The organism is Pseudomonas sp. B21-041, assembly GCF_024748675.1.
Taxonomy (GTDB): Bacteria; Pseudomonadota; Gammaproteobacteria; order Pseudomonadales; family Pseudomonadaceae; genus Aquipseudomonas; species Aquipseudomonas neuropathica.
Genome location: NZ_CP087175.1, coordinates 3,070,418 through 3,088,991 on the forward strand (window position 1 = coordinate 3,070,418; position 18,574 = coordinate 3,088,991).

At 57.1% G+C, this 18,574-nt stretch carries 17 protein-coding genes; 10 read left to right on the top strand and 7 right to left on the bottom strand.

The features are described 5' to 3' along the window. Positions 1-9: 9 nt before the first annotated feature. Positions 10-1,197 carry an MFS transporter gene (locus LOY43_RS13685; RefSeq protein WP_095048872.1) on the bottom strand — a complete coding sequence of 396 codons (1,188 nt, stop codon included), beginning with the start codon at positions 1,195-1,197 and terminating at the stop codon, positions 10-12. Between the two features lie 258 nt (positions 1,198-1,455). Further along, positions 1,456-3,042, bottom strand: a complete 1,587-nt coding sequence (locus LOY43_RS13690; protein ID WP_095048873.1) for an ABC-F family ATPase — start codon at positions 3,040-3,042, stop codon at positions 1,456-1,458. A 222-nt stretch (positions 3,043-3,264) separates the two neighbouring features. Here LOY43_RS13690 and LOY43_RS13695 point away from each other — a divergent pair, with 222 nt between their 5' ends. The 3 genes from LOY43_RS13695 (at position 3,265) to lpxO (ending at position 6,818) form a co-directional block, all read left to right on the top strand. Then, positions 3,265-3,807: a hypothetical protein gene (locus LOY43_RS13695; RefSeq protein WP_258709846.1), complete on the top strand. Its 543-nt coding sequence runs from the start codon at positions 3,265-3,267 to the stop codon at positions 3,805-3,807. A 34-nt stretch (positions 3,808-3,841) separates the two neighbouring features. Next, positions 3,842-5,593, top strand: a complete 1,752-nt coding sequence (locus LOY43_RS13700; RefSeq protein ID WP_258709847.1) for a hypothetical protein — start codon at positions 3,842-3,844, stop codon at positions 5,591-5,593. A 325-nt stretch (positions 5,594-5,918) separates the two neighbouring features. Next, positions 5,919-6,818: a lipid A hydroxylase LpxO gene (gene lpxO / locus LOY43_RS13705; protein ID WP_220556138.1), complete on the top strand. Its 900-nt coding sequence runs from the start codon at positions 5,919-5,921 to the stop codon at positions 6,816-6,818. Positions 6,819-6,935: 117 nt separating this feature from the next. On the opposite strand, the gene LOY43_RS13710 is transcribed toward lpxO, so the two are convergent. Further along, a complete protein-coding gene (locus LOY43_RS13710) occupies positions 6,936-7,802 on the bottom strand; it encodes a Ku protein (protein WP_095048876.1) in 867 nt (288 codons plus the stop codon). Between the two features lie 189 nt (positions 7,803-7,991). Here LOY43_RS13710 and LOY43_RS13715 point away from each other — a divergent pair, with 189 nt between their 5' ends. Together LOY43_RS13715 and LOY43_RS13720 are read left to right on the top strand one after the other, a co-directional pair. Beyond that, positions 7,992-8,312, top strand: a complete 321-nt coding sequence (locus LOY43_RS13715) for a hypothetical protein (protein ID WP_220556139.1) — start codon at positions 7,992-7,994, stop codon at positions 8,310-8,312. A gap of 51 nt (positions 8,313-8,363) precedes the next feature. Then, positions 8,364-9,518: a PQQ-dependent sugar dehydrogenase gene (locus LOY43_RS13720; RefSeq protein WP_095048878.1), complete on the top strand. Its 1,155-nt coding sequence runs from the start codon at positions 8,364-8,366 to the stop codon at positions 9,516-9,518. Between the two features lie 106 nt (positions 9,519-9,624). Here LOY43_RS13720 and LOY43_RS13725 read toward each other — a convergent pair whose 3' ends face one another. Further along, the gene (locus LOY43_RS13725) at positions 9,625-10,725 is read right to left on the bottom strand and encodes a GNAT family N-acetyltransferase/peptidase C39 family protein (RefSeq protein ID WP_095048879.1); all 1,101 of its coding nucleotides are present in this window, start codon (positions 10,723-10,725) and stop codon (positions 9,625-9,627) included. Positions 10,726-10,817: 92 nt separating this feature from the next. On the opposite strand from LOY43_RS13725, the gene LOY43_RS13730 reads away from it, so the two are divergent. The 4 genes from LOY43_RS13730 to nudC all read left to right on the top strand — a co-directional run bounded on the left by LOY43_RS13730 (position 10,818) and on the right by nudC (position 15,168). Continuing rightward, a complete protein-coding gene (locus tag LOY43_RS13730) occupies positions 10,818-12,392 on the top strand; it encodes a RimK family protein (protein ID WP_095048880.1) in 1,575 nt (524 codons plus the stop codon). 7 nt (positions 12,393-12,399) lie between these two features. Continuing rightward, on the top strand, positions 12,400-13,323 hold the full coding sequence (locus LOY43_RS13735; protein WP_095048881.1) for a magnesium transporter CorA family protein: 924 nt from the start codon (positions 12,400-12,402) through the stop codon (positions 13,321-13,323). Between the two features lie 195 nt (positions 13,324-13,518). Further along, the gene (locus LOY43_RS13740) at positions 13,519-14,331 is read left to right on the top strand and encodes a crotonase/enoyl-CoA hydratase family protein (protein ID WP_258709848.1); all 813 of its coding nucleotides are present in this window, start codon (positions 13,519-13,521) and stop codon (positions 14,329-14,331) included. A gap of 6 nt (positions 14,332-14,337) precedes the next feature. Next, positions 14,338-15,168: an NAD(+) diphosphatase gene (gene nudC / locus LOY43_RS13745; RefSeq protein ID WP_220556142.1), complete on the top strand. Its 831-nt coding sequence runs from the start codon at positions 14,338-14,340 to the stop codon at positions 15,166-15,168. Here nudC and LOY43_RS13750 read toward each other — a convergent pair. Continuing rightward, positions 15,136-15,915 (bottom strand): TSUP family transporter, encoded by a 780-nt coding sequence (locus tag LOY43_RS13750; protein WP_258709849.1) that lies wholly within the window; start codon positions 15,913-15,915, stop codon positions 15,136-15,138. The two genes, nudC and LOY43_RS13750, sit on opposite strands and share 33 nt — an antisense overlap. Positions 15,916-16,274: 359 nt before the next feature. Here LOY43_RS13750 and sfnG point away from each other — a divergent pair, with 359 nt between their 5' ends. Next, on the top strand, positions 16,275-17,357 hold the full coding sequence (gene sfnG / locus LOY43_RS13755; protein ID WP_258709850.1) for a dimethylsulfone monooxygenase SfnG: 1,083 nt from the start codon (positions 16,275-16,277) through the stop codon (positions 17,355-17,357). A 110-nt stretch (positions 17,358-17,467) separates the two neighbouring features. Here the strand turns inward: sfnG and LOY43_RS13760 are convergent, their stop codons facing one another. Continuing rightward, the gene (locus tag LOY43_RS13760; RefSeq protein WP_095048885.1) at positions 17,468-17,947 is read right to left on the bottom strand and encodes a nuclear transport factor 2 family protein; all 480 of its coding nucleotides are present in this window, start codon (positions 17,945-17,947) and stop codon (positions 17,468-17,470) included. A gap of 54 nt (positions 17,948-18,001) precedes the next feature. Next, positions 18,002-18,565 (bottom strand): TetR/AcrR family transcriptional regulator, encoded by a 564-nt coding sequence (locus LOY43_RS13765; protein WP_258709851.1) that lies wholly within the window; start codon positions 18,563-18,565, stop codon positions 18,002-18,004. Positions 18,566-18,574 lie beyond the last annotated feature (9 nt).

Here is an 18,574-nt window from a genome sequence, read left to right on the forward strand (position 1 = left end):
CGGCGAACTTCAGGACATCGCCCGGCGCTGCAGCAGTAGGGTCAGCCCCAACCCAACCACCGACAACAGCGCCGCACTGAAGAAAATCCACGAATACCCCAGATTCAAAGCCACCGCGCCCATCAACGGCCCGGCAATCGCCAGTGCCAGATCGAAGAACACTGCATAAGCCCCCAACCCGGAACCACGACTGGAGCTGGGCACCTGTTTGATCGCCTCGACACCCAGCGCCGGGTACACCAGCGACAGGCCAAACCCCGCGAGTCCTGCGCCGATCAGGGCAAACGCGGTGGACGGTGCCACCCACAACAGCACCAGCCCCACGGTTTCGATGCTCATGCAGGCAATGGCTGAGCTGAAGCCGCCGAAACGACTGATCGCTGAAATAAACATCAGCCGTGACAGGATGAAGCACACGCCAAACACCGTCAGACAGTACGCCGCGCCGGACCAGCCACGGTTGAGGTAATACAGCGTGATGAAAGTGGTCAGGGTGCCGTAACCGATCGAGGCCAGGGTCAGACTGGCGCCATACGGGGCGATTCGCCCGAACACCGCCCAAAACGGCAGGCGTTCGCCACGGATCACCGGCACCGACGGTTTGTTGCGGATCAGCAGCAGTGCACCGGCCGCCAGTACGGCCAGCGCGATGCCGAGGCTGGTGAAACCGTAATCAGCGACCATCACCACGCCTAAGGGCGCACCAATGGCAATCGCCCCATAGGAGGCAATGCCGTTCCAGCCGATGGATTTTGCCGTGTGTTCAACGCCGACCTGGCCCATGCACCAACTGATCGTACCGACACCGATCAAGCCCTGCGCGATGCCGAGCAGCAAGCGGCCGATGATCAGAATGATCAGGCTTGTCAGCGGCCAAGTCTGCAGCAGGGTGGAGAGCAGCGTCAGCAAGCCACTGAGGACAATTCCCCACAAGCCATAAATGATCGCCCGTTTCGTGCCGACCGTGTCCGACATGCGCCCGGCCATTGGCCGGCTGAGCAGGGTGGCCAGGTATTGCGAGCCAATCACCAGCCCGGCGATGACCGCGCTGAAACCCAGTTGCTCATGCACATAACCCGGCAACACCGCGATCGGCAGGCCGATGCAGAGGAACGCAATAAAGGTGTAGAACACGATGGAAACGATCTGCAGGGTGATCGCCATGGAGCTTTGCGGTGGCAGTTGCTGCGCAGACATGAGGACTCGTTCGCGGGCGGCGGTGGGAGAGTTCGCATCATGGCTTGGGCTTGAGATAAAAGAAAGCAGGCTAACTATCTTTCCAGATTGATCGTTCCCACGCTCTGCGTGGTAACGCCGCCACGGACGCTCCGCGTCCCGCTCGTGTGACGCTCCGCGTCACGGGATGCATTCCCACGCAGAGTGTGGGAACGATCAGCGCGCTGAATGCAAAAAGCCCCGTCACATGGACAGGGCTTTTCAGTTTTCAGCTGCTTTTTAGAACACCACACCCTGACTACGCAGGTAGTCATCGTAAGTGCCGCTGAAGTCGGTCACGCCATTCGGGCTCAGCTCGATGATGCGCGTGGCCAGGGACGATACGAACTCACGGTCGTGGCTGACGAAGATCAGCGTGCCCGGGTAGTTTTCCAGCGCCAGGTTCAGCGCCTCGATCGATTCCATGTCCAAGTGGTTGGTTGGTTCGTCCATGATCAGCACGTTCGGCTTTTGCAGGATCAGCTTGCCGAACAGCATGCGACCTTGCTCACCACCGGAGATGACCTTGACCGACTTGAGGATTTCGTCGTTGGAGAACAGCATGCGCCCCAAAGTACCGCGAATCATCTGCTCGCCCTGAGTCCACTGACCCATCCAGTCGAACAGGGTGACGTCGTCTTCGAAATCGTGCGCGTGATCCTGAGCGTAGTAGCCCAGTTCTGCCGCGTCGGTCCACTTGATGCTGCCGGCGTCCGGGGTCAGTTCGTTGACCAGAGTGCGCAGCAGGGTGGTTTTGCCGATACCGTTCGGGCCGATGATCGCCACGCGCTCGCCGGCTTCAACCTGGAAGCTGAAGTCTTTGAACAGTGGTTTGCCGTCGAAGCCTTTGGCCATTTTTTCGACGATGACCGCCTGGCGGTGCAGCTTCTTGTTCTGATCGAAGCGAATGAACGGGCTCACGCGGCTCGAAGGCTTGACCTCGGCCAGCTGGATCTTGTCGATCGCCTTGGCGCGGGAAGTAGCCTGCTTGGCTTTCGAGGCGTTGGCCGAGAAGCGGCTGACGAACGATTGCAACTCGGAAATCTGCGCTTTCTTCTTGGCGTTGTCCGACAGCAGTTGTTCGCGGGACTGGGTCGCCACGGTCATGTACTCGTCGTAGTTGCCCGGGAACAGACGCAGCTCGCCGTAATCCAGGTCAGCCATGTGCGTGCACACGCTGTTCAGGAAGTGACGGTCGTGAGAGATGATGATCATCAGGCTGTTGCGCTGGGTCAGCACGTTTTCCAGCCAGCGAATGGTGTTGATGTCCAGGTGGTTGGTCGGTTCGTCGAGCAACAGCACTTCTGGATCGGAGAACAGCGCCTGCGCCAGCAATACACGCAGTTTCCAGCCTGGCGAGACTTCGCTCATCGGGCCGAAGTGCTGCTCGATGCCGATGCCCAGGCCCAGCAACAGTTCACCAGCGCGGGATTCGGCGGTGTAGCCGTCCATCTCGGCGAATTCGGTTTCCAGCTCGGCCACGGCCATGCCGTCTTCTTCCGACATTTCCGCCAGCGAGTAGATGCGGTCGCGCTCGGCCTTGACCTTCCACAGCTCTTCGTGACCCATGATCACGGTGTCGATCACGGTGAATTCTTCGTAGGCGAACTGGTCCTGGCGCAATTTACCCAGACGCACGTTCGGCTCGAGCATGACCTGACCGCCGGACGGGTCGAGGTCGCCGCCGAGGATTTTCATGAAGGTCGACTTGCCGCAACCGTTGGCGCCGATCAGGCCGTAGCGATTGCCAGCACCGAATTTGACCGAAACGTTTTCGAAGAGCGGCTTGGCGCCGAACTGCATCGTGATGTTAGCTGTGGAGATCAATTACCTTACCTATCAATGGGTTAGAGCTGGTGTTTTGTGTGTCTGATACCGCTTCGATACCAATCCGGAGCTTGTCCAGCTCCACCCAGTCTGAGCTTGAGTTAAGTCAACGCGCATACGTCGCCAGCAGCATTGACCGGTGTGGCCACGCTGCTGAACGACGAATACGGGGTCTGTGTTTGGACATTGCGCGCATTGTCGCATAAGTAGGACGGCAGTTGTATGACGGGCGATAACGAACGTCTAGCGCGAACAGGGCTTCTACGCAGCGCCGGTTTCGGTGGTCGCCTTCTGGCTATGGGCGAAAGTGCTGCTATTTTTACGGGGTTGTGGCACGGTGCCATGACTTGCGCGAGCTTCGGTAATGAAAGCAATCATTCGCTCGCCAGCGACTTCAAAACGCCCCGACAATCTGGACTCGAACCGATGCTCATGATTCGGCATGAACAGCTGCATGCATTTCAAACTGATTCGACGGTTAAGTTCGCCGAAAAAATTCTGCCTGAAATGAAAGCGGCTTACCCGGACGCGGTCGCTGGGGTCAGCGACGACGCATTCAGGCAGCGATTGATTACCTATATAGACAGGGCCCAATCCTATGGCCTGGAAGAATCGCGAGACATCGTGGCCTACATAAAGCTAACGCTTTGCATGGGCTGCGAATTCATGCAGCGGTCAGCGATAAGTCAGGTTTTGATGGATGTAAATATTCCGCCGCATCAACGGATGGGGATCCTGTTGAACTCGCTGATGTCGGTTCGTTAAAAATAGTTACTCGCGTCTATGGAGCAGCAATGCGATGGAATGCAAAAAATGTGTGAGTGTCGCCGACATTAAAAAGGCTCATGCCGAAGACCAGTCGGGCGAAAGTGTCGGAGTGAAAACGGTATGCCCCAAGGATAGCGCAAGCGCCAGTTCTTCCGTTGTCGAGTCATCGTTGTCTATGCCGGTCATGGTTTCTGTTCCTGTGGAACCCTACAAAACCATGGCAGAGTGCAAGACTGCTAAAAAATACATTGAGAGTCAGCGCGCCTATCAGAATTCGTTCATTGGCCATTGTTTTCGAAGTGTGATGACCGAACACTCGAGTGTGGGATTCGAGTTTGAGTTTACCGGACACTCAATATTTGCCCTGGATTCGCACGTTGCGCTGGGGAGTTCCGGGGCGTTATCGGCTTTGTTTGGTATTTGTTTCGAGCTGGAAAGCGATTCTGGGCAAATTATCGAAATAGGCATGCCGCCGTTTTTGATCCCTAGAATCGAAGGTAAACATAACAAGGAGGAAATCGCTGCGGTCTTCGCCTGTATGAAAGATGCGATGCTGAGCATTAAAAGGGTTGCAGTAAACGATAAGCACAGCCTTGATAAATTGCTTTGCCTTGTTGAGCAGGAAGGCATCGGAGATAAATGGTCAAAGAAAACCCAGCGCATTCTTGAGGTCTGCGAGCCCACTTCTGATAAGGCTAAAGGCGATAATGTCTATTCTCAAATGAATATTTCCATGAGCGCCATTGAAAGTGCGGATTTGATTACGGCGTCGAGAGAATGGTTTGCCGAAGAAAAAGACTGGAACGAATGTGAAAAATCGTTCATCGGTGATACTTACCGTACCCTGGAAAATTTGCACAACGGCAAGCAAGCGGCAGTCATTCACATCAACAAAGCCTTGGTGAATACACTGGCTATTCCTTCTCTAGTCTATCCACGACGCAACGGAAATCCGGTACCGGAGAACATGGATTACTCATCGATGGTCAAGGAAATGGCCAGTGTCTGGGTGAAGGATTCTCCAGCCAATATTTTGGCGACGTTGGCAGAGCCTGGCGATCGTGAAGAGTTGAAGCAGCATGCGGAGTTTGCATTTGAAACAGTTATCAAGCCGAAGCTCAACACGCTGATCGGTTATATGAGGGTTGATGAGGAGGGGGCTGTTGGCAGGCCATTCGCGTACGAGAAAGAACAGTGGGCAAAAATCAATACGGTTTTTCAAGGGGAACCGGAGTGGATCTGTGAGGACACTCGTAGCAAGTTATTGGTTTTAGGTAAAACTGTAGCCATTTCTTTTGAGCCTGTCCTAACTAGACTCGATGAGTGGGGAAAGCTAATCAAAAATGATGATTACAGGGAGTTTGATGATCTTGTTAAAGAGGGCTTTTTGGCAGTTGAGGTGGGTGATGAAAGCGTCGATCGTGAGTCGACGCGTGCTTCTTTCTATGCTGACCGTTATAGGCAAATAAAAGAGGCGATTGACACGGCGTGTCAAAAAGCAGTTGCGGAAGCGAGCACTCAGACTGTCTACAACGATATTGAGAAAGAAGTCACTCATATGATCGGCCGCTTAGGGGGCGGTGCCGTTGATTTTGGCGCGCACTCGTTTGGCAACGAAACATTTGGCGAAGGATTTGGCGTGAGAAAAGATACCTTCGTCAAATATTTCAAATCTGAGTGTCCGAGTCGGGCGTCGGGGATGCCAGAGCTTGTATATAACGTCGTCGAGATTCGCAGCGATCTTGCTGTTAAAAAGTACCTGGGTATCGCAGTTGTCGTATAGCGCATCTGAAGCCTTTTACCGCTGATCTTCCGTAGCCCTCTAGAGGATGATGCAAAGGGGAGGCGTCTGAAAAAGCGGCGGGACTGCTGTTGTGAAAGCGCTGCCAAGGACGCCGGGACAGCATCTGGCGCAATCGAAGGACAGATTTTCACAGATGAAGGCTCACCCTCAGTTACAAACTGTGGCTAAAATGCCACCTTTCACCGAGCGTCCGGTTACGGCGCGGGCCAAGGACGTGCCATGTGTATTCAGACCACTGCATAAGACGCTGGGCCTCAGGCCGCCAGGCGCGCAGTTTGTTCACTTTTGACGTGTGACGATTTCCGTGAAACTCATCATTGCTGCTATTTATGTCATTTCCATTGCGTACGTTCACCTGCGTGGGCGTGTGCGACACAAACTCGGTCGACAACTGAGCGACCATTCGACGTTTCTCGCGCCGATCAACTGCTTCCTTTATCTGTTTTCGAAAAAACCGAACAAGCCGTACCTGGACCCGAGCGAGTTTCCTGACTTGAGCCCGTTGCAGGCGCACTGGGAAGAAATCCGTGAAGAGGGGCAGAACCTGCTGCGTGCCGGCGAGATCAAGCGCTCCAACCAGTACGACGATGTCGGTTTCAACTCGTTCTTCAAAAGCGGCTGGAAGCGGTTTTACCTGAAGTGGTACGGCGAGAGCCATCCGTCGGCCATGAAGCTGTGCCCGCGCACCACCGAACTGGTGCAGAGCATTGGTTCGATCAAGGCCGCGATGTTTGCCGAGTTGCCCCCGGGTTCGAAACTGGTGCGTCACCGTGACCCGTATGCCGGTTCCTATCGCTATCACCTGGGCCTGGACACGCCGAACGATGCCGGCTGCTACATCAACGTCGACGGTGAAAATTACCATTGGCGCGATGGCGAAGCGGTGATGTTCGACGAGACGTTTATTCATTACGCCGAAAACACCACCGACAAGAACCGTATCATCCTGTTCTGCGATATTGAACGGCCGCTGAAGTACCGCTGGGCCGCCGCCTTCAACGCCTGGTTCAGCCGCACGGTGATGTCGGCGGCGGGCGCACCGAATGATGCCAGCGACCGCACGGGCGGGATCAACCGCTTGTTTACCCGGATCTACAAGATTCGTCTGCGTGGCAAAGAGCTGAAAAAGCGCAATCGCAAGCGCTACTACATGGAAAAGTGGGCGATCTTCGGTGGTTTGCTGGCGATCTTCATTATGATCTGAATTCAAGGTAAACGCTGCTGACGCCATCGCGAGCAGGCTCACTCCTACATTTGAAATGCGTTCCCCTGTAGGAGTGAGCCTGCTCGCGATGACGGTCTCAAGGGCAACCAATCACTATCAGGAAGCCTTCTTGGTCTTCTTCGCCGGCGCAGATTTCGCCGTTTTCTCTGCTTTCGCTTTCGGCTTCGCCACCGCTTTCCCGCCCAGACTGCGTTTGAGCAGCTCGGTCAAGTCGATCACATCAGCGGTTTTACGCTCTTCCTCGCCGCCCACCGTCTCAACATCCTCGATCTTGCCTTCATGGGCCTTTTTCTCGACTAGCGCCATGATCTTGTCTTCGAACTCATCCTTGTAATCCTCGGGCTTCCAGTCTGCGCTCATGTCCTGCACCAGCCGTTTGGCCATGTCCAGCTCACCCTTGGCTAACTGCGGCTTGGTCACTTCGCTGCCTAGTTCCAGCTCATCGAGACCACGTACCTCCTGCGGCCAGCGCAACTTCACCAACACCAGCGCCGATTCCAGCGGCATTAACGCTGCGAGGTATTGGCGCGTATGCAAGACAACGCGGGCGAGGGCGACCTTGTTGGTTTTGCTCAGGGTTTCACGCAGTAACGCGTAGACCTTGCCACCGCGTTTGTCCGGCGCCAGATAGTAGGGCGTGTCGATGTTTTGCAGGGGAATCTGATCGGCGTCGACAAACGAGAATATGTCGATGGTCTGCGTTGAAACAGGGTGTGCCGAGCGGATCTCTTCTTCGCTGAGCACCACATATCGGCCTTTTTCGTAGGCCACGCCTTTGACAATGTGTTCCTTGGTAACTTCTTTGCCGGTGACCTTGTTTACCCGTTTATAACCAACGGGATCCATGCTGCGGCTGTCGAGCCAATCGAAATCCACGCCCTGCGACGAGGTCGCCGAGACCAGTGCGACAGGGATGTGCACCAGTCCAAAACTGATTGCGCCTTTCCAGATTGCCCGAGCCATGGTGAGTTCTCCGAGTGATGATCGGATGACCTGCGGCCACGACTGAAAGTTTCCCCGGGATGCGCGGGTTACCAGCCACTTGGTCAAGCCGTGTTACATGTTGTTTAAGCCTGACGGGTTAACAAATCCGAACCCTCGGCGTAGCGTGGACTCGAAGGCTCTATCCCACGCCCATCGAGAGGCAGCGTCATGAACCGAATTCTGCTTGGCATCGTCGTCCTTGCCCTCAGTGGTGGGCTGGTTCATGCCGACGTGCTGTTGGCGCAAAGCCCCACTGGTAACAGCAATAACCCCTACAACAGCCCGATCCGCCGGGCCAATCCGAACAGCATGCAGGGCACTCAGCCCAGCGCTCCCCCCATTCGGGGGCCGAACACCGTACCAACGCCGCGCCAGCCTACGGTCGAGAACCGGGGCATTGGCAACGGCCAGCCGATCCGTTCGGTGCCGAGCACTCCCCCCACGTTCATTCCCAACCCACCTTCGCGCGGCGGAGACAGCAATCGTTGAGCGCCAGGACTGAAGTTCTGTCGGCCCTTCAAACGAAAAAAGGAATCGTGCATGTTGCGTAAAACCCTTCTAGCCACACTGTGTGCCGGTGCGCTGATCAGTGCTCCGGCCTTTGCCGCCGCGCCCAAAGAGCTGCAAAGCGAACAGGGCACCCTCGAAGTCACGACCATCACCGCAGGCCTTGAGCATCCATGGGCGCTGGCGTTTCTGCCGGATCGCCAAGGCATGCTGGTCACTGAGCGTCCGGGCAATCTGCGCGTGGTGGCGGCAGACGGCACGCTGTCAGCACCGATCTCCGGTGTACCGCAGGTCTGGGCCAAGGGGCAGGGCGGGTTGCTGGATGTCGCGCTGTCGCCGGACTTCAAACAGGATCGTCTGGTCTATCTGTCCTATGCCGAAGGCGGCGGAGCCGGCGACAAGGCTGGCACCGCCGTAGGGCGCGGGCGGCTTGCGGATGACCTGAAGACGTTGAAGGACTTCAAAGTGATCTTTCGCCAGGAGCCGAAGCTTTCGGTCGGCAATCACTTTGGCTCGCGGCTGGTGTTTGATCGCGACGGTTATCTGTTCATTACCTTGGGCGAGAACAACGACCGGCCGACTGCGCAGGATCTCGACAAGCTGCAAGGCAAGGTCGTGCGCATCTACCCCGACGGCAAGGTGCCGGACGACAACCCCTTTGTCGGCCAGTCCGGCGTTCGCCCGGAAATCTGGGCCTACGGCGTGCGCAATCCGCAGGGCGCGGCGCTCAATCCATGGACTGGCACGGTATGGGAGAACGAGCACGGCCCGCGCGGTGGCGACGAAGTGAACATCATCGAGCGCGGCAAGAACTATGGCTGGCCACTGGCGACCCACGGCATCAATTACTCGATGCAGCCGATTCCGGAAGCCCAGGGTAAAACGGCCGAAGGCACCGTCGCGCCGCATCATGTGTGGGAGAAATCGCCGGGCGTTACCGGCATGACGTTTTACGATGCCGATCGTTTTAAACCGTGGCAACACAATGCGTTTATCGGCGCACTGGTGAGTCAAGAACTGATCCGCTTGCAGTTCGATGGCGACAAGGTCGTGCATGAGGAGCGTTTGCTCGGCGAACTCAAGCAGCGGATTCGTGATGTGCGGCAAGGGCCGGATGGTTATTTGTATGTGCTGACCGATGAAGAGAAGGGTTCGCTGTACAAAGTTGGCCTGAAGCCGACACCTTGACGGGTAGGCCCCTGTAGGAGCTGCCGCAGGCTGCGATTTTTTTGATCTTGATCTTCACAACAAAATCAAAAGATCGCAGCCTTCGGCAGCTCCTACATGTGGAGGCTTACGTTTCGCGAGAATACAACACCACCGCCGCACGCAATTTACCCCGGCCAAACCGGCACATTTTCTCGAACTCGCCATGACTCACCGGCACATGCTGGCAATCCATGGGTTGTCGATGCTGGCTATGATCGACATCCGGATCATGCAGGTAAACGAAATCTTCGTCACAATCGGTCACGACCACCCAGTGCGGCGATTTGGAGCGCGTCAGTCGATAGCTGCTGATCAACACCAGTGGCTGCCCTCCGGCATCCAGCAAACGCGGCAAATCCAGCGACGCACCGATCACACACTCGACATCGGTCTCCTGCAATTGCGCCGTGAACTCTTCGTGTACCAGGCGCATGACGTCTTTTTTATGCGCATCCCGCACACCGTCGAGAAACAATGGCCCGGCAAGGCTTAGTTGCAAACCTACCTTGTAGCCTCGACGCCACGCCGCCAATGCCAACCCCTGAGGGCTGCACCCGCCGTGGCCGGAGGTCATGAACACCGTGGTCGCTTCCCGCCAGATCTGCAACTCTTCGCGCCGCTCCAATAAACGTTCCGATTGCAGTGCACCCATAGCCATCAACAGGCACGCCGGGCCACAGGTGAAATCGGTGGTTTGCGGGTAGTAAGGCACCTTGATGCTGCGCGAGTCGCGGTGCTGGAGAATGCGTTTCTCCAAGCGCAGCGCGTCGGCGTGGTCTTCGTAGTAATCATGGATCAGCGCAAAGCGCCGGTAGCCATTGCGTTCATACAGGGCGATGGCCGCAGGGTTGTCGATGCGCACCTCCAGGCGCAAGTACGCACAATCGTGCTCCAGCGCCATCGCTTCGATGCGTTGCAGCAGTTGCTTGCTCAGACCGGTCCCTCGCGCTTCAACGGCCAGTGCAATGGAATACAGCCGGGCGAGCGAAGTGCCGCGATGAAACAACACCAACGCATAACCCAATAATTGACCGTCGCACTCCGCCACCAGCAACTGCCCGTGAGCACGGGTGATCATCCACTGAAAGCTGCGACTGGTGAGCCGGTCTGTGGTGAAACATTGCATTTCCAGTGCCAGCAGCGCCGGCAAGTCTTCAACTACCGCCAAACGAAAAACAGCCTTCATATGACCACCGTAAAAGTTGCGTAACGAAACGAGACTTTCAAAAAACTTCGTGCTTAATAGAAAAGGTCTTGTTCTCCAACGGATCAATCTCTATGTCAGCGGTACAGGGTCATTGGCGCGAAGTATCCGAGCAAAGTTTGCCGGCGGCAACTTATTTAAGTTCGGCGATTAAGGCATCCAGCCAAGTGTTGATTATTGTCGAGCGCAAGGAAGACTGGGCTTCATACTTCCCCAGTGAAGACATCCTAACGGCGCAGGAATACCTCGAGCACAGCTGTGACAGCGAGCCGGGCAAGCGTGTGCAGGTGATCAATCTGTGCCGCAGCTACAAGTATCTCGGTCATGGCTACTACTGCTCGCTGCTGGCCGAAGCGCGGGGGCACAAGGTGATTCCCTCTGTGCGCACCATCAGCGAACTGACGAAAAAATCACTGTATGGCCTGGCGCTGGATGATCTCGATAAAACGCTCGAGAAAGCCCTCAGTCATCATCTCTACAGTGATACCGAAGGGTTTACCCTGACCCTGTATTTCGGCCGGACACATATCGAACCCTTGCAGGATCTGGCGCGGCAATTGTTTGAAGTGTTTCCCTGCCCGATTCTGTTAGTTGAGTTCCGCCGAACTAACGGCTGGCACATTGAAGGCATAAAATCCGGTGCTCTGCACAAGTTGCGCGATGATCAGGAAGATCAGTTCGCCAACGCGCTGGACGGGTTCAGCCGTAAAGTCTGGCGGGTGCCGCGCTCGCCGCAAGTGGCACGCTACGACCTGGCGATATTGCACGATCCGCAGGAGGCGTTGCCGCCATCCAACGCCAAGGCACTGGCGAATTTCGTCCGGGTCGGCAAAGGCATGGGCATCGACGTCGAGTTGATTGAGCGCAAGGATTACGCGCGTCTGGCCGAGTACGACGGCTTGCTGATCCGCGAGACCACCAGCGTTGACAACCACACTTATCGCTTCGCCAAGAAGGCCGAAAGTGAAGGATTGGTGGTGATGGATGATCCGACGTCGATTCTGCGCTGCACCAACAAGGTCTACCTGACTGACTTGCTCAACAGCCATCAACTGGGCATGCCCGCCACCGAAATCCTCTACAAGGAGCGACCCGAAGACTTCGAGCGTGTGGGCGAGCGCCTCGGCTTTCCGCTGGTATTGAAAATCCCCGACGGCTGTTTTTCCCGTGGCGTGATCAAGGTCGAAAGCCAGCAGGCTTTGCTTGAGGCGACCGCCGAACTGTTCGAACACTCGGTGTTGCTGCTGGCGCAGGAGTTTTTCTACACCGAATACGACTGGCGCATTGGCGTGCTCAATCGCAAACCGATCTTCGCCTGCCAGTACTTTATGTCCAAGGGCCACTGGCAAATCTACAATCACAAAGCCAAGGGTCAGGACGTCAACGGCGAATGCCGGACCATGGCGATCCACGAGGCGCCGCGGGCGGTGGTGGAACTCGCGGTGAAGACCGCTAACCTCATCGGCGACGGCCTCTACGGCGTCGATCTGAAACAGGCCGGCGACAAGGTGGTGGTGATCGAAGTCAACGACAACCCCAACCTCGACGCCGGCATCGAAGACGCCTATTTGCACGACGATCTGTACGCACTGGTGCTGGAGGAGTTCGTGCGCCGCCTGGAGCTGAAGCGTCGCGGTCAGGCGTGGTGAGGCGCCGATGATCAACAGCTTTGCACTGAGCCACGGCGCCCTGCAGCGGGTCGAGCGACTGGATGCCGAGGTGATGCTGTTCAGCAATCCCGATGCTGCCGAACGCGACTTGCTGCACAGTCATTTCAAGGTCGATGAGCATGCACTGGCGTCAGCGCTGGACCCGGACGAGGTGTCGCGCATCGAGTTCCATCCCGACCATTTGTTCCTGATCTGGAAACGCCCGGAAAACTATTCGGGTGGTGGCAGCCTGGCGTTTGAAGTGTCGTCCTGCGGATTGCTGTTTGCGCCCGGGCAACTGCTGGTGATCGCCACCGACGACACGCCGCTGCACGGCCTCGGCACCCGCCAACCGTTGAACACGCCGCTGGATGTATTGCTCGACTTGCTGTTCAACAACATCCATCACTACCTCGGGCACTTGAAGGTGATCAAACTGGTCGCCCGCGAACTGCAGCAGAAATTCAACGCCTCGATGCAAAACCAGCATCTGGTGCAGATGTTCAACCTCAGCGAAAGCCTGATCTATTACATCAACGCGTTGCACAGCAACGGCGCGGTCCTCACGCGCCTGCGCAACCATGCCGAGAAGCAGCATTTCGGCAGTGAAGCGCTTGGCCTGATCGACGACCTGATCATCGAGAACAACCAGTGCTACAAGCAGGCGGAAATCTACTCGACGGTGTTTTCCGGGCTGATCGATGCGCGTGGCAACCTGATGAACAACAGCATGAACAACCTGCTGCGCAAGCTGACGTTGATCAACGTGGTGTTTCTGCCGTTGAACCTGATTGCGAGTATTGGCGGCATGTCGGAATTCAGCATGATGACGGCAGGGACGCCGTGGTGGATTTCCTATCCGGCATTTCTGGCGGTGATGTTGCTGGGCGCGGGCGGGATGTTGTTTGGGCTACGGCGTTTGGCCAAATAATCGGCGTGTGCAAACAACCTATGTAGGAGCTGCCGAAGGCTGCGATCTTTTGATTTTGTTTTTAAGGGCCGGGATCGCAGCCTTCGGCAGCTCCTACAGAGAACGCGCTCTGCAGTCCCGCATTTGGCCGAACCGCCACTGTGATGCCTTGTTATAGTTCGGGCCTCATTTTCTGCCCGGTAAAGGATCACTGCCATGACTCAATACTCCGCTTTCAGCGTCGAACTGGCCGACAACATCGCCCATGTGCAGATCAATCGCCCGGAAAAGATCAACGCGATGAACGCGGCGTTCTGGAGCGAGATCGTCGAGATCTTCCAGTGGATCGACGACACCGACGAAGTGCGCGTGGTGGTCCTCAGTGGCAACGGTAAACATTTTTCCTCCGGCATCGACCTGATGATGCTCGCCGGCGTCGCCAATGAACTGGGCAAGGACGTCGGCCGCAACGCGCGCCTGCTGCGCCGCAAGATCCTCACCCTGCAAGCCTCGTTCAACGCCGTCGACAACTGCCGCAAACCAGTACTGGCGGCTATTCAGGGCTATTGCCTCGGGGGCGCGATCGATCTGATCGCCGCCTGCGACATGCGCTACGCCGCTGAAGACGCGCAATTCTCGATCAAGGAAATCGATATCGGCATGGCCGCCGATGTTGGCACTTTGCAACGGTTGCCACGGATCATCGGTGACGGCATGCTGCGTGAACTGGCTTACACCGGTCGCACGTTCGGCGCTGACGAGGCGCGCAGCATTGGCCTGGTCAATCGCGTCTACAACGACAAAGACGCGCTGCTCGAAGGCGTGCTGGACATCGCTCGCGAGATCGCTTCGAAATCGCCGATCGCGGTTACCGGTACCAAGGAAATGATCAGCTACATGCGCGACCATCGTATCGACGACGGTCTCGAATACGTTGCCACCTGGAACGCCGCCATGTTGCAATCCACCGACTTGCGCGTGGCCATGGCCGCCCATATGAGCAAACAGAAACCCGAATTTCTGGACTGAGAAACCATGACATCTCGCTGGACCACTGCAGTACTGGACACCGATCAACCCGGCGGCTGGGCCGTGGCGCGCAGCCCGGAAGGCTTTTTGTTCGACGACAACGGCGCGCTGTTCCCACGTGAATGGCTCAAGCGTCAGGACTTGTCGATCCTCGCCGAGCACGGCATTGGCCATCTCGACGGTGAGCCGGTGTACTTGCTGGAACTGCACAACGCCAGCGAAGTGCCGGGTTGTAACTGGAAAGGCCTGCGGGCGTTCATGCTCGATGGCGAGCACACGATCTACAAAGTCCTCGGTTACGCCGCACAGATCGGTACGTGGGCGCGCGAGCATCGTTTCTGCGGCAATTGCGGGCAGGCAATGACCCAGGTCCCGCGCGAGCGGGCGATGTATTGCCAGCCGTGCGATCTGCGCAGTTATCCGCGGATTTCGCCGAGCATGATCGTGCTGATCACCCGTGGCGACGAGATTCTGTTGGCGCGCTCACCGCGTTTCGTCACCGGGGTCTATAGCACGCTGGCCGGATTCGCTGAACCTGGCGAGTCGGCTGAGGATTGCCTGATTCGGGAAGTGCGCGAAGAAGTGCAGATCGAGGTGCAGAACATTCAGTACATGGGCAGCCAGTGCTGGCCGTTCCCGCATTCGATGATGCTCGGCTTCCATGCCGAGTACGCCGGTGGCGAGATTGTCTGTCAGGAAGACGAGATCGAAGACGCTCAGTGGTTCAACGTGCACGACCTGCCGCCGTTGCCGGCGTCAAAGTCGATTGCCCGTTACCTGATCGACGTCTACGTGGCGCGACGCTTAGGCCACGCTGAACCAGTGCTGCCAGGCTAGGCGCACGGTCAAACCCAGCACCACGGTGATGAACACCGGGCGAATGAACTTGGCGCCGCCGCTGATCGCGGTGCGCGCGCCAAAGAACGCGCCGACCATCACCGACAGGCCCATGCTCAGGCCGATGACCCAGTCCACCTGCCCGGAAAACACGAACACCGACAGCGCCGCAATGTTGCTGACGAAGTTCATGCTGCGCGCCACGCCGCTGGCCTTGACCAGGTCGATCGGGTAGAGCAGCAGGCTGCTGACTGTCCAGAAGGCGCCAGTGCCAGGGCCGGCCACGCCGTCATAGAAACCGAGGCTGAAGCCTTGGCTCGATTGCCATTTCTTTTTGATCGGCGCATTGCTGTCCAGCGGCGCTTTCGGTGTGCCGCCGAATAGCAGATACAAGCCACAGGCGAAGACGATCACCGGGAGCATTTTGTTCAGCCATTCTGCTGGCAGGTAATGGGCGACGACGGCGCCGGTCAATGCACCGACCAACGTGCCGACGATGGCGTGGGTCCACTGTCGCGGGTGGAACAATTTGCGTTTGTAGAAGGTGAAACTGGCGGTGGCCGAGCCGAACGTCGAACTCAACTTGTTGGTGCCGAGCACCAGATGCGGCGGCAGGCCAGCGGTCAGCAGGGCAGGCGTGGTCAACAGACCGCCACCGCCGGCGATGGCATCGATGAAACCGGCAATGAAAGCGACAAGGGCCAGGATGGCGAGGGTGGTGAGGTCAACGCTGAGTTCGAAAGGCATGGAATCGGCTTATTCGGCAGGGCGCAGAACGTGAGCTGCGGGGAGGGCGGTCATGTTACTCATTTCCAAGTGTTGCGGCGACCCATCTGACGCCATCGCTGGCAAGCCAGCTCCCACAGGTTTTTGCGTTGTACCCAAGATCATTGTTCACCCTGATCCTTGTGGGAGCTGGCTTGCCAGCGATGAGGACAGTCGAGCCAACAAGTAAACCAACTGTTGCCCACACAACAACCTGCCAACAAATCCCCCTCTACAAAACATCAATCTCACGCCGAACATCAATAAAGCCGGGCATTCCAGCCCTGGCACGCTTGCTGCTCTACCACTCCCATCTCCGCAAATGTCCCGAGGACACGCCAATGAGTCAGCAAGCCGTAAAATTTGCCTACTGGGTGCCGAACGTCAGCGGTGGGCTGGTGGTCAGCAAGATCGAACAGCGCACCGATTGGGGCATCGACTACAACCGTAAACTGGCGCAACTCGCCGAGGCCGCCGGGTTCGAATACGCGTTGACGCAGATCCGCTTCACCGCCGGGTATGGTGCGGAGTTCCAGCATGAATCCGTGGCGTTCAGCCACGCATTGCTCGCGGCCACCAGCAAACTCAAAGTGATCGCCGCGATCCTGCCCGGCCCATGGCAACCCGCGTTGGCGGCCAAGCAACTGGCAACCATCGACCAACTCACCAACGGCCGCATCGCGGTGAATATCGTCAGTGGCTGGTTCAAAGGTGAGTTCCAGGCCATCGGCGAGCATTGGCTGGAGCACGACGAGCGTTATCGTCGCTCCGAAGAGTTCATTCGCTCACTGCGAGGCGTGTGGAGCCAGGACAACTTCACCTTTCGCGGCGATTTCTACCGCTTCGATAATTACAGCCTGAAACCGAAACCATTGGGTCGTCCGGAAATTTTCCATGGCGGCAGTTCCCGTGCCGCGCGGGACATGGCCGCACGGGTTTCGGACTGGTATTTCACCAACGGCAACAGCGTTGAGGGGATCAAGGCGCAGGTCGACGATATTCGTGCCAAGGCAGCGGCGAACAATCATTCGGTGAAGATCGGCGTGAATGCCTTTGTCATCGCCCGTGAGACTGAAGAAGAGGCGCGGGCGGTACTTGCGCAGATCATCGATCAGGCCGATCCGGAAGCGGTAAACGCTTTTGGCGATGCGGCGAAACAGGCAGGCCGTGCATCGCCGGAAGGTGAAGGCAACTGGGCGAAATCAACGTTTGAGGATCTGGTGCAGTACAACGATGGTTTCAAGACCAATCTGATTGGTACGCCGTTGCAGATTGCCGAGCGGATTGTCGCGCTGAAAGCGGTGGGTGTGGATCTGGTGCTGGCGGGGTTTCTGCACTTTCAGGAAGAGGTGGAATATTTCGGGCGGCGGGTGTTGCCGCTGGTGCGCGAACTGGAGGCCGAGAGGACTGCGGCCGTCGCCTGAACACCACAAATCCCCTGTAGGAGCTGCCGAAGGCTGCGATCTTTTGATTTTGTTTTTTAGGATCAAGATCAAAAGATCGCAGCCTTCGGCAGCTCCTACAGGGTCGATTGTTACAGACCGAGGTCGGACAGGCTCGGATGATCATCCGGGCGGCGGCCCAGCGGCCAGTGGAACTTGCGTTCGCTTTCCTTGATCGGCATGTCGTTGATGCATGCATAGCGCTGGAACATCAGGCCATGCTCATCGAATTCCCAGTTTTCATTGCCGTAGGAACGGAACCAGTTACCCGAATCATCGTGCCATTCATAGGCGTAACGCACGGCGATACGGGTATCCGAGTAAGCCCAGAGTTCCTTGATCAAACGGTAATCCAGTTCCTTCGCCCATTTACGGGTCAGGAAGGCCTTGGCTTCTTCGCGGCTGTTGGCGAATTCGGCGCGGTTGCGCCATTTGGTGTCGAGGGTGTAAGCCAGCGATACCCGTTCCGGGTCGCGGGAGTTCCAGCCATCCTCGGCCAGGCGAACTTTCTCGATGGCTGATTCACGGTTGAAGGGCGGCAATGGCGGACGTACCTGGGCTGCAGTAGACATATCAGTCTCCCGATCTAATTAATAATTGAACAACAAGTCCGGCTTATTAAGGCGTTACAGGTCCAATAACTTTCGCGCCATGCATTGCGCATTATCGGCGACACTGTGATCACCCATCACAAGCGCTACGGTAATGGCACCATCAATCAGGATCAGCAGCTGTTTGGCCAGCAGTTGCGGATCCTCGGCGCCATGTTCGGTACACAGCTCGCACACGTAGTCGAGCAGCTTCTGTTTGTGTTCTTTCGCCACCAGCCGCACCGGGTCCTGCGGGTCACCGGTCTCGCCGCTGGTGTTGATGAACGCGCAGCCGCGAAAGCCTTCGGAGGCAAACCAGCTCTTGAGCACGGTAAACAGGTTGAGCAGGCGATCGGCCGGGGTTTCGGCCTGATCGACAGCGCTTCTGTACCAGTGCATCCAGCGCACGTCGCGGCGTTGCAGGGCGGCGACGGTCAGTGCGTCCTTGTCGGCAAAGTAGCGGTAAATGCTTTTTCTGGAGACGCCTGCGGTTTTCACCAGAAGATCCATGCTGGTGGCAGCGATGCCACTTTTGTAGATCAACTTTTCGGTGACATCCAGAATGATGTCGCGTGTGTCGTTGCTAGTGATTTCGTTCATGTGGCGAAC